The organism is Microbulbifer variabilis, from assembly GCF_056232115.1.
Genome location: NZ_CP174325.1, coordinates 2569988 through 2586951, shown reverse-complemented (window position 1 = coordinate 2586951; position 16964 = coordinate 2569988). Strand labels below are relative to the sequence as shown.

General features: G+C 45.6%; 8 protein-coding genes. 4 read left to right on the top strand and 4 right to left on the bottom strand.

Annotation, left to right across the window (positions count from 1 at the left end):
- From ACJJI7_RS11505 to ACJJI7_RS11490, 4 genes are all read left to right on the top strand, one after another.
- On the top strand, nt 1–4272 hold the full coding sequence (locus tag ACJJI7_RS11505) for a non-ribosomal peptide synthetase (protein ID WP_444902112.1): 4272 nt from the start codon (nt 1–3) through the stop codon (nt 4270–4272).
- Nucleotides 4273–4510: 238 nt separating this feature from the next.
- A complete protein-coding gene (locus ACJJI7_RS11500) occupies nt 4511–5773 on the top strand; it encodes an MFS transporter (RefSeq protein WP_444902113.1) in 1263 nt (420 codons plus the stop codon).
- Nucleotides 5774–6516: 743 nt separating this feature from the next.
- Nucleotides 6517–9408 (top strand): aminomethyl-transferring glycine dehydrogenase, encoded by a 2892-nt coding sequence (gene gcvP / locus ACJJI7_RS11495; RefSeq protein WP_282951484.1) that lies wholly within the window; start codon nt 6517–6519, stop codon nt 9406–9408.
- Between the two features lie 112 nt (nt 9409–9520).
- Nucleotides 9521–9865, top strand: coding sequence for a hypothetical protein (locus ACJJI7_RS11490; protein ID WP_157533367.1), 345 nt, complete (start codon nt 9521–9523; stop codon nt 9863–9865).
- 253 nt (nt 9866–10118) lie between these two features.
- On the opposite strand, the gene ACJJI7_RS11485 is transcribed toward ACJJI7_RS11490, so the two are convergent.
- From ACJJI7_RS11485 to purU, 4 genes are all read right to left on the bottom strand, one after another.
- Nucleotides 10119–11450 (bottom strand): glycosyl hydrolase family 18 protein, encoded by a 1332-nt coding sequence (locus tag ACJJI7_RS11485; protein WP_282951485.1) that lies wholly within the window; start codon nt 11448–11450, stop codon nt 10119–10121.
- Between the two features lie 101 nt (nt 11451–11551).
- Nucleotides 11552–14359, bottom strand: coding sequence for a TonB-dependent receptor (locus ACJJI7_RS11480; RefSeq protein WP_282951486.1), 2808 nt, complete (start codon nt 14357–14359; stop codon nt 11552–11554).
- A gap of 393 nt (nt 14360–14752) precedes the next feature.
- The gene (locus tag ACJJI7_RS11475) at nt 14753–15484 is read right to left on the bottom strand and encodes an AraC family transcriptional regulator (protein WP_020412128.1); all 732 of its coding nucleotides are present in this window, start codon (nt 15482–15484) and stop codon (nt 14753–14755) included.
- Between the two features lie 591 nt (nt 15485–16075).
- A complete protein-coding gene (gene purU / locus ACJJI7_RS11470; protein ID WP_282951487.1) occupies nt 16076–16915 on the bottom strand; it encodes a formyltetrahydrofolate deformylase in 840 nt (279 codons plus the stop codon).
- Between the last annotated feature and the right edge of the window lie 49 nt (nt 16916–16964).

Sequence of the window (16964 nt, the reverse complement as noted above, 5' to 3'; positions counted from 1 at the left end):
ATGAATCAATTAATCAGCAAAATAAAAACCAATCAAGTCGCAATTTGGCTGGATGGAGAACAACTGCGCCTCAACAGTAAAAAAGATTTATCGAACAGCGATCTATTAGAGTTAATCAAAGAGCAAAAGTCGTCATTAACTCGCCTATTGAAATTTAATCATATTTACAGTAAAGGCGACTTTATCAATAGGATAATATTTTCCACACCCGAAGAGAAGTCTGAACTTAGTTTTGCCCAGGAAAGGTTATTATTTATTCATCAGTGGCAGCAAGGAAGTAATGCCTATCATATCCCGCACCTGATTCGACTATCCGCTGATATTAACTACCCGGCATTAGTAGATGCCATTCAGTATATGGTTAGGCGCCATCCCATACTCAACACCATTTATCGCCTTCATGAAAATGGTGATGCTTACCAGCAGGTCCTTGATACCCCCTTAACTATTCGCTGTATATCAAAAAAGGACAATGCTGCTCTGTTAAATGGGCTGCAAGAAGCCATAGAGCAGGACTTTGACCTGGCCAAAGGAAGACCGTTTAGGGTTATTCGACTTGATTCTCCCCAAGGAGCTTTTGTACTTTTTGTCTGGCACCATATTGCATTTGACGGCTGGTCAGCACAGATTTTTTTTACCGAATTATCTCATGCCTATTCTTCTTACTGTCTTGGGCAGGAGCCACAGCTCGCACAGATAGACATTCGGTACAGCGATTATGCCGTATGGCAAAGAGCATTTTTACAAGGAGAAGAATTACGAAATCTAGAGAATTATTGGCTTGAGCAACTGAATGGTTACAGCTCACTTCATTTATTCACAGATAGACCACGTCCGCCCCAACTCGATTACCGTGGGCAGATTTTGAAATTTTCTTTGGATACAAAGCTTTCACACCAATTAAGACTGTTAGCCCGAGAACAGAAGACAACACTGTATAGTCTAATGCTTAGCGGTTTTTATCTGTTACTTTCGACTTTAAGCGGCCAGAAAGACTTAGTTATCGGCACACCGTCAGAAAATCGTCACCATGCACAAACTCAGGGCGTGATAGGTTTTTTTGTTAACCTATTAGCGTTAAGGGGAGAAATAGATGAGAGCTTCACAATTGCACAATGGATAGATAAAGTTCATCAGCTTGTTCTAGGGGCCAAAGTTCACCAGGAGCTACCTTTTGAACGCTTAGTTAAACTGCTTAATGTGGAACGGGACCCTTCCCGTCATCCTCTGTTTCAGGTCGTATTCAGCCTAGAGAATACCTCGTCGAAGATCCGCGAAGAAGATAAAAACCTTCCATTTACTCAGCAGTCCTTAAGCGAGCTTAACCAAGGACTTTCAGATGACGAATCACAAGAGGGCACGCAGTATAATCAAGAGTATTCCCCTGCTAAATTTGATTTAAGTTTACATATTAATGACGGGCAGGTTGAACTTGACGGTTTTATTAATTTTTCTACTAGTTTATTTGACCTACAGACAATTACTAGATTCTCCACTTTATATCAAAGGATACTGGCGGAGATAGTTGCTGATGTACAGCAACCTATTGCCGATATGGACTTGATTTGTGAACAGGAGAGGAAAACCTTGTTGGTTGACTGGGTCAAAACCACACCATGCTCCCCACAAAATTTATGTCTTCACCAATTGTTTGAAATCCAGGCTAGGTCATTTGCCGATAAACCCGCGTTAACTTTTAAGCAGCAAACGTTAAGTTATGACCAATTAAATAATAGAGCTAACCAACTCGCTTTAAAGCTCCAGGCTGATTATCAATCAGCATATGGAGAGCACCTTAAATCCGGCACGCTGATCGGTATTTTCCTCGATCATAGCATGGAAATGGTGATTAGTATTATTGCAATTCTTAAAACGGGTTGCGCATACGTACCCATCTCTCCCAATTACCCATCAAGCAGAACCTTGTATATCCTCCAGGATACTGAAGTACCCATAGTCATCACCGACAATAAATACACTGGTACCTTTACGGCACTCTCTGGCGAACTTGAGCTAACACCCGTATTAGTATTTGCAGATGCCTCTGTACCCTTAGCTGATGACGTCAGCCTCATACCTGTCAGCGATATTGAGCCTCAAGATTTGGCTTACGTAATTTATACCTCAGGTACGACAGGCAAACCTAAGGGAGTGCTACAAACTCATGAAAATGTGATGCGGCTGTTAGAAAGCACCCGGGCAGATTTGAGCTTCGATGATAACGATACCTGGGTCTTATATCACTCCTATACCTTTGACTTCAGTGTTTGGGAACTTTGGGGAGCCCTGACCACAGGCGGAAAGCTGGTAGTACCAACAACCGAAATCAAGACGGACCTTCCCGGATTCGTCCGCCTGTGTCAGCAAGAGCAAGTGACGGTGTTAAACCAAACGCCGGCTGCATTTTATGCCCTGGTTGATACATTGAGGTTCACTGGTGAACCTCTTGAATTACTTCGCTTGGTGATTTTGGGTGGGGAGAAATTAAATATTGAACAACTTAAAGAGTGGTGGGATACCAATGGTAGTAAGTCAATTAGGCTGGTAAATATGTATGGCCTCACAGAGACAACCGTGACTGCAACTTACAAAGAGCTGACAGTCGATGAAGATACCAGCCGTTCCAACATTGGGCGGCCCTTAAAACATATGAAGGCATATGTTCTCAATAGTAGATTAAAACCTTTACCTATCGGTGCCCCGGGTGAATTACATATAGGGGGAGCAGGATTGGCCAGGGAGTACCTCAATAGGGCGGAGCTCACAGCTGAAAAATTTATTAAAAATCCATTTATTTCACCAGAGGACGAGGTTAATACTCGACTTTATAAAACTGGTGATTTAGTCCGTTGGTTACCTAATGGCGAGCTGGAGTATTTGGGGCGAAATGATTCTCAAGTGAAGATCCGGGGTTATCGCATTGAATTAGGCGAAATTGAAGCTGTTCTTGCACAACATCCCAGGGTGCAGCAGGCGGTAGTAATAGACAGGTGCCAAGAAGAGAATAAGTACCTTGCTGCTTATGTGGTTCTAAGTGAAAAACAAGAATCAACTATTGATGAGTTAAAAGCTTTTGTTTCGGTTCACTTACCTGCCTATATGATACCAACAACCTTTACTTTGCTTGACGTTTTGCCGTTGACAATTAGCGGAAAACTAAATCGAAACGCACTGCCACTTCCCAATTTTACCACCTTAGCAGAATATGTTGAACCAGAAAATGAATTAGAGCGCGAGTTGTGCTTAATTTGGGAGAAGCTATTAGGTGTAGAGACCATAGGTGTACTTGACAATTTCTTTGATTTAGGCGGAGACTCAATATTGCTACTTAAAGTTTATCATCACTGTAGTCGCAGTAATATCCGGGTTTCGCCTAAATTACTTAATGAACAACCAACCATTAGGGGCTTGGCAGAAAAGATAAAATCACAATCTATACCTAACTTTTCATCCTGCACAGAAAATGAAATTGTTGACTTTTTGAAAGATTATAATGAGTTTAGAAAATTTATGACTTTCAATGGTGATAGTAATAAAACTGGTTTATTTTTGATTCCTGCGGCAGCAGGGCCAGAAACTTTTATCCCACTGGTGGAAAAGCTTGATATCGATCGTCCGGTCCAATTATTGGAAAACATACAGGTGTACAGCGGTCGACAAATTAGATTGAACCATTTGATTGATTACTATTTAGCCGTGATACGTAAAAAGCAGCCGGGTGGACCATATTTTCTGGGGGGCTACTGCGAAGGAGCCATGGTTTCTCTCGGTATTGCTCAAAAGCTGGAAGCTTTAGGGGAGCAAGTTGAAATGTTGTTTTTAATTGATCCTGTAGTAATCACCATAGAACAAACTATGATTGATACTATAAAACAAGATTCCAGATTACTCGAATGTGGCCGTTTTGAAGCGGAAATGGTTGATACATTTCTATTTTATGCCGAATATGTTAAATCACTCCACCCCTATGGCGGACCTGCGATTTTCTTTGAAGGTAGCAGTGTCTCTGATGAAGCAACCCCGACACAAACCCTTGCTTTGATCAATGACTATATTGACATTCAAGGCGTATTTAAAAAGGGCTTCTCAACACCCAAAAATGGGTTCGAAGATCTGTTATTAAATTGCGATTATATTTCTATTAAAGCCAAACACGAGCGGGTCATGATCGAAGATGAGACGCTGAATACTATAGCCATGGCAATTAACCGTAAATTATCTACTGGACAACAAACGTATCTAGCACCAGAAGCTCAAACTACAGAAATGTAAACCTGATTTTTCCAGGGGGGGGATTCGTCTTTTACAGAGTACGAATTCCCCTAAACAGGAAATTATGATTCTGGTAGAGCCTTAAAATTATGTTTAAATTCAGTCAATCTCTAAATTATTTCCAACATCTCTCTAATACTTGAATATGTTTCATTAAGTATGATTGCCCTACAACTGATATCCGCCGGGGCTTTCAGGGGTATTACAGAGTTTTTCAGGGGTTCCTTAGGATGGGTTTATGAAGCGAATAGAATTAATCCGTTTATACGGATTTCAAATGGGATGGGGTTTTTTCTCCACCTATTTAATATTGCCTATATTAACGCCTTTGTTTTTAGCTATGGGTATGTCTATGCCGCAGCTGGGGATGATACTGGCAGTCATGGGGTTGTCAGTGATGCTTTTTGAATTACCTACTGGTAGCTTGGCGGATCAGATCGGTCGGAAAAAGGTATACTTAGTCTCTTTGACAATGGCTATGACTTGTTACGTGGTGCTATTGGTTTGGCAAAGTTTCTATGGAGCCTTGGTGGCGATGTTTTTTTGGGGAGCTAGTCAGGCATTATTTTCAGGATCTTTAAATGCCTGGTTTGTAGAATGCTTTAACCAAGCTGAAGGTACAATGAGTCTACAGGAGGGTTTTGCGCGTATCGCGACTCGTGCCGGACTCATCGGAGCCCTAGGTGCACTATGCTGCGCCTTGGTCGTAGGAAGTGGGGAATATTTCGGACATCATGATCTGGATCTATATCGGGGACTTATATTTTTGGCGTTGCTAAGTAGTTTACTCTTGTTCGCCTTCACCAAGACAAAGATCAGAGAGAATCGTGTATTTGATCGTTTTCGACTTTCAAATATCAGTCAAATACCCAGCCAGCTCAGTTTAGGTATTAAAGCCTGTTACTCGCCATCACTATGGCGCTTGTTGTTGACTGTTATATTACTGACTCCAATAGCCAGTGCTATCGAAAAATATTGGCCGGTACGCTTAGAGACCTTATCAGGCGATATGTCCGTGGGCTGGCTGTACGGATTATTAATGGCATTGATCATGCTATTAGGCAGTCTGTCAGCGAGAATTACTACCTGGATGACTCAATTTTTGAACCATCAATTGGGGAAAGTACTTTTGATAGCCAGCCTGATAAAATTATCTTTAGTGATGTTACTGGCGCTGTCTGGAGATTTGTTACTGTTTGTAAGTTTATTCTTATTGTTTAATTTTAGTATCGGTCTGGGGCTTTCTGCCTCTGCCCAGTTACAACATGAAGCAGTGGAGGACGAAGTCAGGTCAACTGTTGATTCCATCTTTTCATTAACAACTCGCTTTGGCGGTGTTATTGGTTCACTGGTTTGTGGTTTTGGCGCAGCCGTAATAGGATTGAACAATACCTGGTTATTGCTAGCAGCCATGGGGCTGTGTGGCAGTTGTATATTTTTGAGCCCGGAATTTAACCCCAAAGTAATAGCCAAAGACAGGCGAATGATAGAGCAAGGTTAGCGTCCAGTCTCATCCCCCTTCGGGGGGATTACCTACTTGCAGGAAAGCGATTGAATTCCTTAGGGTGGTTATATCGTCAAAACTTCTTTCTATTTTGAACATTCCTTTATCTCACCCCAGATAACCGGTCATTCGTGGATTTAAAGATTCAGCACCCGGGCTAAACGACATCTAATACAAGCCTCATTCCATAAGCTGCATCTATGGTCGCTTTGACTACACCCATATCGCAATTCTTGGTGGCTGATACGTCGCTCTCAATAAGGTGTTGGCTAATCTGTAGAAGGAGCTGAGATGGTGTGCTTATTGAGAAAAAAAGAAAAAATGTAGGGAAGAAGCACGGCATTCAGCATTCCATTAGCATTGAGCGGTCTAAAAGTGAAATAGGCAGACTTCAAATCTGCTCAGCCATATGTAGAACAAAATCTCCCCAGCCCCCATTTCACAGGATTTAACCCACTTTTTGCGCCAAAATTTAGCAGTTTCCCCGCCCAAAACCCGCAGATTGCCCCTACTCGCGCCGATTGCTAAGATGCGCGCCTGCCGCTATGGCCCGGCTTCCCCTCTGGTTCCGTATTGCAACACTGGGGCTGCCAGCAAACCGATTCTCCCAAGCGTTACCCTCGCCTATCCGCAATGCGGAGGCCCGAGGCTTTCCACAGGAAAAGCGGTACCGAGGCCAGGTGCTATTTTTAACCGCGAGCGCACCGCGACGACTCCCTGCGACTACAGGAACGAAGTTTATGACCCAACCATCGCTGCAGCAGTTGGAACAACACGACGCCTTTATCCATCGCCATATTGGCCCCGATGCCAAACAGGTAGAGGCCATGCTGGAAACCCTCGGAGTTGCCAGCCTCGAAGAGCTGATCGAGAAAACCGTGCCCGAAGCCATTCGCAAGACCGATGAGCTGGATCTGGCCGATGCGACCAATGAAGTGGAGGCCCTCGCAGAGCTGAAAGATATTGCGGCGCGCAACAAGATCTACCGCACCTTTATAGGTATGGGTTACCACGACACCATTACCCCCAATGTGATCCTGCGCAATGTGCTGGAGAACCCGGGTTGGTACACCGCCTATACCCCTTACCAGCCGGAAATTGCCCAGGGCCGCCTGGAAGGCCTGCTGAACTTCCAGCAGATGATTATGGACCTCACCGGTATGGAACTGGCCAACGCCTCCATGCTGGATGAAGGTACCGCAGCAGCTGAAGCCATGGCCATGTGTAAGCGCCAGGTCAAACGCAACAAATCCAACGTCTACTTTGTGGACCGGGACTGCCACCCGCAGACCATCGCCGTCGTTAAAACCCGCGCCGAGCACTTCGGCTTCGAGGTCGTTGTAGGCGATGTGGAAAAAGATATCCCCGCCGAGCTGTTCGGTGCCCTGCTGCAATATCCCGGCAGCACCGGCCGCGTACGTGACCTGACTAACATTATTACCAAAGTACACGAAGCCAACGCCCTGGTAACCGTGGCCGCTGACCTGATGAGCCTGGTAGCCCTGCGGGCACCGGGTGATATGGGTGCAGACGTAGTTGTTGGCTGTAACCAACGCTTCGGCATCCCCATGGGCTACGGTGGTCCCCACGCCGGTTTCTTCGCCTTCCGCGAAGCTTACAAACGCTCCGCACCGGGTCGTATTATCGGTGTTTCCGTCGACAGCAAAGGCAAGCGTGCCCTGCGCATGGCCATGCAGACCCGCGAACAGCATATTCGCCGCGAGAAAGCCAACTCCAACATCTGTACTTCCCAGGTGCTGTTGGCGGTAATGAGCGCTTTCTATGCGATTTACCACGGCCCTGAAGGCCTGAAAACCATCGCTGCCCGCATCCAGCGTCTGGCAGATATTCTCGCTTCCGCCCTGCAGCAGGAAGGCTTCAATCTGGCCCACGACAGCTGGTTCGATACCCTGAATATCACCGTTGGCGCCAAGCAGGAAGAGATTTACCAGCGCGCCCTGACCGCTGAGATCAACCTGCGTAAAATTGGTGAAGACGCCTTGGGTGTGAGCCTAAGTGAGACCGCCACCCTGCAGGATGTGTCCGACCTGATCAATGCCTTTATCGGCACCGAACACAGCATCGATCTGCATACTCTGGACAGCGAAATTGCCAGCAAGGGCTCTCTGGGTGTACCCGCCTCCCTGGTGCGCGATACTGAATTCCTGACCCACCCGGTGTTCAACACCTACCACTCCGAGACCGAGATGCTGCGCTACCTCAAGTCTCTGGAAGCCAAGGATATCGCCCTGAATCACTCCATGATTCCCCTGGGCTCCTGCACCATGAAATTGAATGCCACAGCCGAGATGATCCCGGTCACCTGGCCCGAGTTCGGCAAGCTGCATCCCTTCGCACCCGTAGATCAAGCGGAAGGCTACGCGGAAATGTTCCGCCAGCTGCAGCAGATGCTGTCCGCCTGCACCGGTTACGATGCGGTGAGCCTGCAGCCCAACGCCGGTTCCCAGGGTGAATACGCAGGCCTGGTTGCTATCAAGAAGTACTTCGAAGCGAAGGGCGAAACCCAGCGCGACATCTGCCTGATTCCCGCCTCTGCCCACGGCACCAACCCAGCATCCGCCATGATGGTGAGTATGAAAGTGGTTGTGGTTGCCTGTGATGATAAAGGCAATGTGGATATCGAAGACCTGAAAGCCAAAATAGAAGAGCACGGCGACCGCGTTGCCGCACTGATGGTCACCTACCCATCCACCCACGGGGTGTTCGAAGAAGGTATCCGCGAAGTTTGCGATCTGGTTCACCAGGCTGGCGGCCAAGTTTATATTGATGGCGCCAACATGAACGCCCTGATCGGCGTCGCCGCGCCGGGCCAGTTCGGTGGTGACGTATCCCACCTGAACCTGCACAAAACTTTCTGTATTCCTCACGGTGGTGGCGGCCCCGGCATGGGCCCGATCGCTGTTGGCGAACACCTGAAGCCCTACCTGGCGGCCCACCCGGTGACTGAAGTACCGGAAACCAATCTGGATAACGGCACCATCTCCGCTGCTCCCTGGGGCTCCGCCAGCATCCTGCCGATCAGCTGGATGTATATCCGCATGATGGGTAAGCAGGGCATGAAGCAGGCTACTGAGATGGCAATCCTGAACGCCAACTACGTAGCCAAGAAGCTGGGTGAGCACTACTCCCTGCTCTACACCGGCACCAATGGCTTTGTTGCCCACGAATGCCTGGTTGACCTGCGCCCGCTCAAGGAAGCTAGCGGTATCACTGAAGAGGATATCGCCAAGCGCCTGATGGACTTTGGCTTCCACTCCCCTACCATGTCCTTCCCGGTAGCCGGCACCCTGATGATCGAACCTACCGAGAGTGAATCCAAGGGTGAGCTGGATCGCTTTATCGAGGCTATGGCAACAATTCGCCAGGAAGTGGAAGATGTCACCAGCGGTAAATATTCTTCTGAGGACAACCCACTGCACAATGCCCCTCACACCCTTGAGGACGTCATGAGCGAAGAGTGGGCCCACAGCTATTCCCGTGATATCGCTGCGCGCCCGGCAGCGTGGCTAAAAGAACACAAGGTGTGGCCGGCTGCCAACCGTATCGACAACGTATACGGCGACCGCAACCTGATCTGCTCCTGCCCTCCGATCGAGAGCTACGCCGAGTAAAATCCAACACTCTCACAGGTGGATTTAAAAGCGGGCTATATGCCCGCTTTTCTATATCATTAAGCACAATCAAAAATTACTAATCTATAAAGCTACACGAAAAGGAGTCGAAGTGAAGAAAACTGTGATCGGTCTATCCTTCCTGGCTATATCAAGTCCATCATTAGCAAGCGTAGCTATGCCCAGCTACCAGATTCCAGAAACTGTTGGTGTTCTACCCGATGGGAGGCTGGAAATTAATTTTCCACAAGCTTTTAATTCCGCATGTACAGATGGAAGTGGCAAACGTATTTATATTGAAGTAGGGAACTCCCAAGGCGTAACTCACGAGTCCATTAAACAAATTCAAAGTGTAGTTCTAGCTGCTCATGCTGCTCGAATACCAATTAAGTTTTGGTATGATCGGCCAAACAATGGGGCCATCTGTGAGGGAGGCAAGGTAGTAATGGCTTCGTAAAGTTGTTTCTAAGTACTGAGTAGGGGAAGCACTGCTGTTACCAACGTAAAAAGATATCAGGCTACCCCCGCTTGACTCAAAGAAATGACAATTGACCCAACATAGTAATTTTAGAATAAATACCAGAGTCAATAATTGAGTACACCTTTTTCACTCCCTTGAACTACTTTTCAATCTCCATTTTTTTTAAGACCTACCCCGCTTCATCGACTAATGCCAATTCCCACGGGGCTCTCAGCCAGGGTTTATATAATCACTTAAGGCAATTAGGGATCTCTGAAGTACCTGGCCATACTGTAGAAAGATAGCTGCTAGAATCTTTAGTCACATTAAAAATCATAGTGCCGCCACCAAGATTATTATTCTCATTACACGATGCTAAAGCGCTCGCTGCAGAAGCAGTATTCAACACAGTAGAAGCGCCAACACCCAACTTGGATCTATCGACCCCCAAATTTAAGTAATTCTGAATTCGTGAAGTACAGCTTGAGCCCAACCAATAGCTCATCTCCCAACCATAAGTTAATTGGTCGCCCAGTTTCTTCCCATTCCATTCAGCCTGAAAAGCATCGGTATCACTCCAAAGTGCTTTAGAAATAATTTTGTTAGGCATCTTCTCTCGTAATGCACTAGTCACTTTTACCAAGGAGTCAGAATAAGTTTGGCTGCACTGCGAGTACTCATCATCAATATCAATACCATCCAACCCATATTGATCCACGGCATCTTTGAGCTGCTGCGCGAAGTCATCAGCGGACTGCTCATCGGCAAAACAGGACCAACCTGCATTTTGGTGATTTCCGAGAACGCTGAGTACCACCTTCGTACCCTTGTTTTGTAAATCTTGCACTGTACTCAAATTGTTATTGAGCAGGTCTGACACTTGATTATTGAAATGCAAAACAGCTTTCTGGCCATCGTAATTAATATTTGCCGCGAAGATAACAGCTATATCGAACAACTGACTACCATCGCTCTCTGTAAAGCAGCCCGCATTGCCCAGGTTATTACTGTTAACCTCTATGTAGGCAACTTTCGGAGCAGATCCACTTTCCTGAGGAGTATCAGATTTACACAGTGTTGAGCCCAGCTCACGTATTTCATTCTTGCGTGAACCACACCCATATCCACTGCCATCCATGGAGGCATTATCGGCAAGGTTTGCAATTTCCCAGTCCCCCAGAACCGAACACAGCTCATCTTTATAAATTTGTGCCTCAAGATAGGTAACCGGGTCTGCATCGGATGAACAACTGCTTCCACTCACAACATGTGGTGCTGAAGGTTCAGACTTACATAATGTCTTCGCTATTTGGCGACTGTCATTACCCGTCAATTGGCAATTGGCCCCCAGATGTTCGATTGAAGCCCCACCTGATAGGCCGACTAAATCACCACTATTGAGAAGACCACAAAATTCATCAGGATAATTAAGCGCTTCAGAATAGCTTACTGTTGTAGCGTCCGAGGGACAGACATCCGAATTGACCACTTCAATATCTGCGTACGCACCAGCCTGAAATAGGAAGGTGGCGCAAACAGCTTGCATTGCTCTACGTGTTGGTTGCTTCATATCTTTTCTCATTTTTTATTATGTAGTTCTGTAAATTTTATAGCCTAACATCTCAAGTTAAAAAAATGGTGTAGAGCGTATGCTCTACACCCAATACTACGATCAACGAGGTGTTAGAATTTATAGTTTGCACCAATATATAATCGGCGACCAGAGTAATTATAATAAGTCATCCTGTTTTCCTGTTTCCAGAACCCCTCTGTCTTTTCCTCTGTTAAATTAATAATAGATGCCGTGAAATTGAGGTTTTCATTAAAGGTATAGCTGGCATTAAGATCAAGTTGCCCATAGGCTTTGTCGTACAAATTATATCCCTGATGAAGCCCTCCAGCCCGGTCATCCTTCCAATTGTAAGATGCTCGTACACTATACAAATCGTTTTCATAGTAACCGGAAAGGTTGTATTGATGCTTTGCCGTTCCAGGAATTTCTGCTTCAGTTTCTACACCATTAACAAATACTCCCGAAGTACTAGTGTCAGTGTAGGTATAATTAGCCATTACACCAAAACCACTTTCAAACGCATGTTGTGCAAATAGTTCAACACCTCTAGAAGTTGCCTCAGCACCTCCTGTTTTTGTAGTCATATCGACTTCAATGGGACCATTACAGCAACTGTGCTCACGCAATACGACTTCAGTTGTAGTTATAGGAAGATTGCTAATATCCTTACTAAATAATGTTGCTCCAAGTGCGGAACCATCAAGGTAATACCATTCAATTCCCAGGTCGAATTGATTGGAAAGCATCGCCTCTAGTCCAGTATTTGCGGAAGTACCGGTCCCACGTCCGGTCCAAGAATCCGGTGAATTTATATTTACAGGAGGGCCATATGACTCAGCCTGCCCCAAGTCAGCATAACTGACTCGAGACATAGTTTTTGCTGCAGCAAATCGTAATACCAGCTCATCAGTTAGATCCCAGGCAATATTTAAACTTGGCAGGAAGTTTTCACTATCAGCACTTCTATTATTTGCACTGGTAATATCTGTCTCTTGACCAATAATGTCATCGTATGTCGAGGTAGTTAGGTCTGTATTAACATAGCGGACACCAAGGTTACCCCGGAAAGCCTCCCACTCAAAGTCCGCCTGGGCATAAAGAGAAAATATTTTTTCCTCGATGGTATAGGTACCGGATAACACAGGAACTACAGTCCGGGTGAAATTATCACTCACGTAGGCTTTAAGCGCATCTATATCAAAAGGTAGATAGTTAATAGCCCCGGTATCGCCTGCGCTATTATCGATTACGTCGCTACCAAGTAAGATCGAAGTATCTGGATGAAAATCCGGGTTGTGGAACCATTCTGTACCCGATAACCACCCACGATAACCACCGTTATCCGAGATACCGTCATCCCACAAGAAAGTATCTCTTAGGGACTTTGCTTCATGATCCCGATATTTAGTACCGACATAGACTTTGTTGACTATTCCCCAATTAGTGTCAAACCCCAGGTCAAACTGATAATAATCTTCTCTGTCCCGATTTTGGGTAGCGTCAGAACTAAACCAGTCATAGTATGGATAGGCCTCTTGATCCGAGGTGAGATCTGTAGAGATTTCGTAGTTAGGTTCCCCATCGGCAATAGACCACAACCAACTATTTACGGAACCATAACGTGCATCCATATTTGCCATGATTCTTTCGGAGACACCACCTTTTGCAGAGCTTCGTCCAATATTTACTGCTGCTGTGTAAGAGTCACCTTCATAAAGAATTTCGAGGTCGAAGGTATGAGATTCTGATTCACCGTAGCTATCCTGCCCGGTCAATTGCGGAGACATTAAACCTCGCTCTACCTCGACACCACCATTGACATCAGCATCTCCCCAGTTATTCGCATTTAGCAGGCCGTTATCACCGTTGCCATAGGTAACTACGGTGTCCCCTTCGAGCTCAACGCCAAAGTAGGGGTTATGGTTATCATTCCATTCAGCTAAGGTGAGGTTCTGACTACGGGTATCGTATCCCAACTGGGAACCGAAATAGTTCAGAGAAAATTCCAAGCGCTCAGTTGGCCGCCATTGAGTGGTAATTTGATAACCATCCCTGGCTCTATCCTGCTCATGATTACCAATACCCATAGCCCTGGGCGCCCAAACATTGTTGTAAACTTCGCCAGTTTCCTGGTCAACAATTGCCGGGCGTTCGGCACCTTCAACCGTGTCTGAGTGGAATCGCCAATGGCTCGCGTAGTTTTCAATAGAGGTTACAGTTCTGTCCTGTTTGGTATAGCCAGCCAGAATACCGAAGGTTTCACTCTCATTTTTCCAGGAGTAAAAAGCACTATACTGCGGCTCCCACTGCTCATTGGTATCTGAATAAGTGGTTTCAGTCGTAATAACGCCCTCTCCAGACTCCATTTCCAGAGGTTTACGGCTGTGCAGAATAACTGTTCCACCAATTCCCCCTTCATCAATTCTAGCTTCTGGGCTTTTATAGACTTCTACCTTGCTGATCATGTTGGAAGGCAACAAAGTGTAATTAAAGCTACGAGATGGTGCTCCTCCATCGGAGGTTGCAATGTAATTTCCATTTAACTGGGTCAAGGTCCACTCAGCACTGGTGCCACGAATACTAACCCTACTACCCTCACCACCACTGCGGGTAATTGTTATTCCCGGTACACGTTGAAGTGAATCTGCAACATTTTTGTCCGGAAACTTGCCTACATCTTCTGCGGTTATCGCATCCACAATGGCATTGGAATCTCGTTTGATCTCCAAGTTTCTGGTGTTACTTTCAAGGATGCCAATTACCTCGATGTGCTCTATCGGCTTATCCTCACCGGAGGATTCTTCTGCATTAGCCATGTTACTAATGATTAGAACAATAGCGGAGGCTATAGTCTTGCGCTTAAGCCCCTTACTCCGAATTTTAACCTTGTTTAGACTATTCTTATTGATTGATTTCATAGCGTCCCAACTTTCTATTCTTTTTATCCGAGATTCAAAAAGTGCCAGCCCCCAAGTGGAGGGCTGACGCAAAACTGTCAGGGGACCCTAAACCCCAAAAAGACAGTTCATTTGTTGAGCACTAAAACCCTAAAAAAAAACCCTGATGAAGAGGTAATCAATACTGGGACACTAATGAAACAAAATCGGCGTCTTAGATTTTAAGAAAAAAATAAACAGTCACAGAAAGCCAAAAACAGTCAGCTAACTGTTTGTTTTTAAGAATAAAAACCTATGTCAAACTTAGGTATAGAATTTTCGGAAATGAATGAAATGGGCGGCTATCAACTCAACAGGAAAGGATAACGCAATACTCTCTCCAGAGTCGCAGAGGATACTCAGCTTAATTGATCTTTATATATTGGACTGAACTTCATCACGATAATTTGCTGGAAGCTGTCCAAACATGCCTTTGAAGTGTCTACTGAAGTAACTATGCGACGTAAATCCCACCCGATAAGCAATTTCAGATATTGGGCTTTGCGTTTCCACTAACATACGGCGAGAGTTCTCTAATCTGACTTCCCGAACAAATTGCATAGGTGTTTTATCCAGATATTTTTTGAAACGCCGCTCTAATGCACTCACCGATAAACTCGCGGCCTCTGCCAAATCCTCCACTGCAATTGGCTGGCTATAGTTATTTTTTATGTATTCAACTGGCCTTTTAAGTTTATCCATTCTAGAGAGAGTCTTAACTGTCTCTTTAAGATCTCGAGCTACGCCATAGGTTCCTATGATTTCTCCACTGGCACTCTTTAATGGGCGTTTTGATGTCGTAAACCAAACTAACTCGCCTGTTTTACCAATATTCAATTCCAGCCGATCTGTAATAGTCTCTCCTGCCATCACCCTTTTATCATCACGCATATAGTTTTTAGCGAGATAAGAAGGGGAGAAGTCCATATCTGAGCGGCCTACTACCTGATGCAAGGATCTGCATCCGACATGCTCAATAAACTCCCGGTTACAATGCACCACATAGCCGGATTCATCTTTTACCCAAAAAATAATATCTGATATAAGATCAAATACTGCAATGATCTGCTGAGTAGAGACTTGCTCTAAAATTGATTCGTACTTCATTATTCTTATCTACATTTTTAGTACTAACCGAAACCCAAGCTTTACTACTGACTAAAAAGCCCTCTTTAAACAATAAACCTAATCTGGAGAACGAAAGTCAGAAAAAGCACTAAAACGCTCCTTCTCTACACTCCCCACGCACTTCACCACCATACTCTGAAATAGTACGTTCAATCTCAAAATACCCTTGCGTACAAAAACCTGTTTCCAACATCTTTTGTTCAAGGGCCCAATCAAAGTAACTTTCAACTCGACGAGTCGAACCCACTTTTCTCACTGACTCATTTTGCGTTCGCCGCTGAGGGCTGGTATTCGCCACAACAGGCGCAGGTATATCACGTCGCTCTCGATTTATGCTGAATGTAAAACGCTTGGCGCCATTGGGGGCTATCTCAGTTTGAAAAGACTCCACCATCCCGGGAATAGGCCCATGGTTAGAACAAGCTGAAAGCAACAAAAAAAATAGTAGACCTGTTATTGTTCTCTGTCTGGGTGGAAATTTGTGAATCCGGGTACTATTCATTCCCATTCTGTCCTCTGAATTTATACACCATTTCAGCTAAAAGGCCTCTCAGCCCCCTTTTTCATCTCTTATTTAAACACTACGGTTTTATTCCCATGGATAAATACCCGCTCCTGCAAAACCAATTGCAGGGCCCGGGAAAGTACTAGCTTTTCAACATCTCTACCGGCATCTGCCATAGATTCTGCGGAGTAAGCATGGTCTACATGAATGACATCCTGCTCAATAATCGGCCCTTCATCCAGGTCATCAGTAACAAAGTGCGCTGTGGCTCCAATGATCTTCACACCACGTTCATAGGCCTGCTGGTAGGGCTTTGCTCCAATAAAGGCAGGTAGGAAGGAGTGGTGAATATTGATGATGCGACCGCTATAGCGGGCTACAAAATCAGAAGTGAGTACACGCATATATTTGGCCAGCACCAGGTAATCCGGGTTGTACTCATCTACCAACGCAGCAACCTGTTGCTCATGTGCCACACGATCCATCCCTTCCGCAGGCACGCAATGGAAGGGAATATCAAACTTTTGTACCAGGCTCGCCAGATCAGGGTGGTTACCGATCACTGCTGTGATTTCCACATCCAAAGCACCTGAATAGCATTTCATCAGTATATCCCCCAAGCAGTGAGGCTCACGGGTAACCATCAGCACCAGGCGTTTCTTACGCTCTGTCGAAACCAGGCGCCGCTCAGCACCTTGAGGTAGGGCCATATCCAGATCTTCCAGGAAAGTTGCATCATTGAAGATCCCTTCAAGGGCGGTACGCATAAAGAAGCGCCCCTGTTCCCGGTCTACAAACTCGTCATTCTTGATGATATTGAGCTGGTGCTTGTAGCAAATGTTGGTAATCTTCGCGATCAGCCCCTTATCATCAGGGCAGTCGGTCAGCAGTATCTTCTTTTCCATGGTCGAATTTCAGGCCAAATATCCAGACATCAGACTATACACTATGCCG

What these genes read in the sequence shown, in the direction of transcription:
- ACJJI7_RS11505 (WP_444902112.1), top strand. Translation starts at nt 1, where the DNA reads ATGAATCAATTAATCAGCAAAATAAAAACCAATCAAGTCGCAATTTGG.
- ACJJI7_RS11500 (WP_444902113.1), top strand. Translation starts at nt 4,511, where the DNA reads ATGAAGCGAATAGAATTAATCCGTTTATACGGATTTCAAATGGGATGG.
- gcvP (WP_282951484.1), top strand. Translation starts at nt 6,517, where the DNA reads ATGACCCAACCATCGCTGCAGCAGTTGGAACAACACGACGCCTTTATC.
- ACJJI7_RS11485 (WP_282951485.1), bottom strand. Translation starts at nt 11,450, where the DNA reads ATGAGAAAAGATATGAAGCAACCAACACGTAGAGCAATGCAAGCTGTT.
- ACJJI7_RS11480 (WP_282951486.1), bottom strand. Translation starts at nt 14,359, where the DNA reads ATGAAATCAATCAATAAGAATAGTCTAAACAAGGTTAAAATTCGGAGT.
- ACJJI7_RS11475 (WP_020412128.1), bottom strand. Translation starts at nt 15,484, where the DNA reads ATGAAGTACGAATCAATTTTAGAGCAAGTCTCTACTCAGCAGATCATT.
- purU (WP_282951487.1), bottom strand. Translation starts at nt 16,915, where the DNA reads ATGGAAAAGAAGATACTGCTGACCGACTGCCCTGATGATAAGGGGCTG.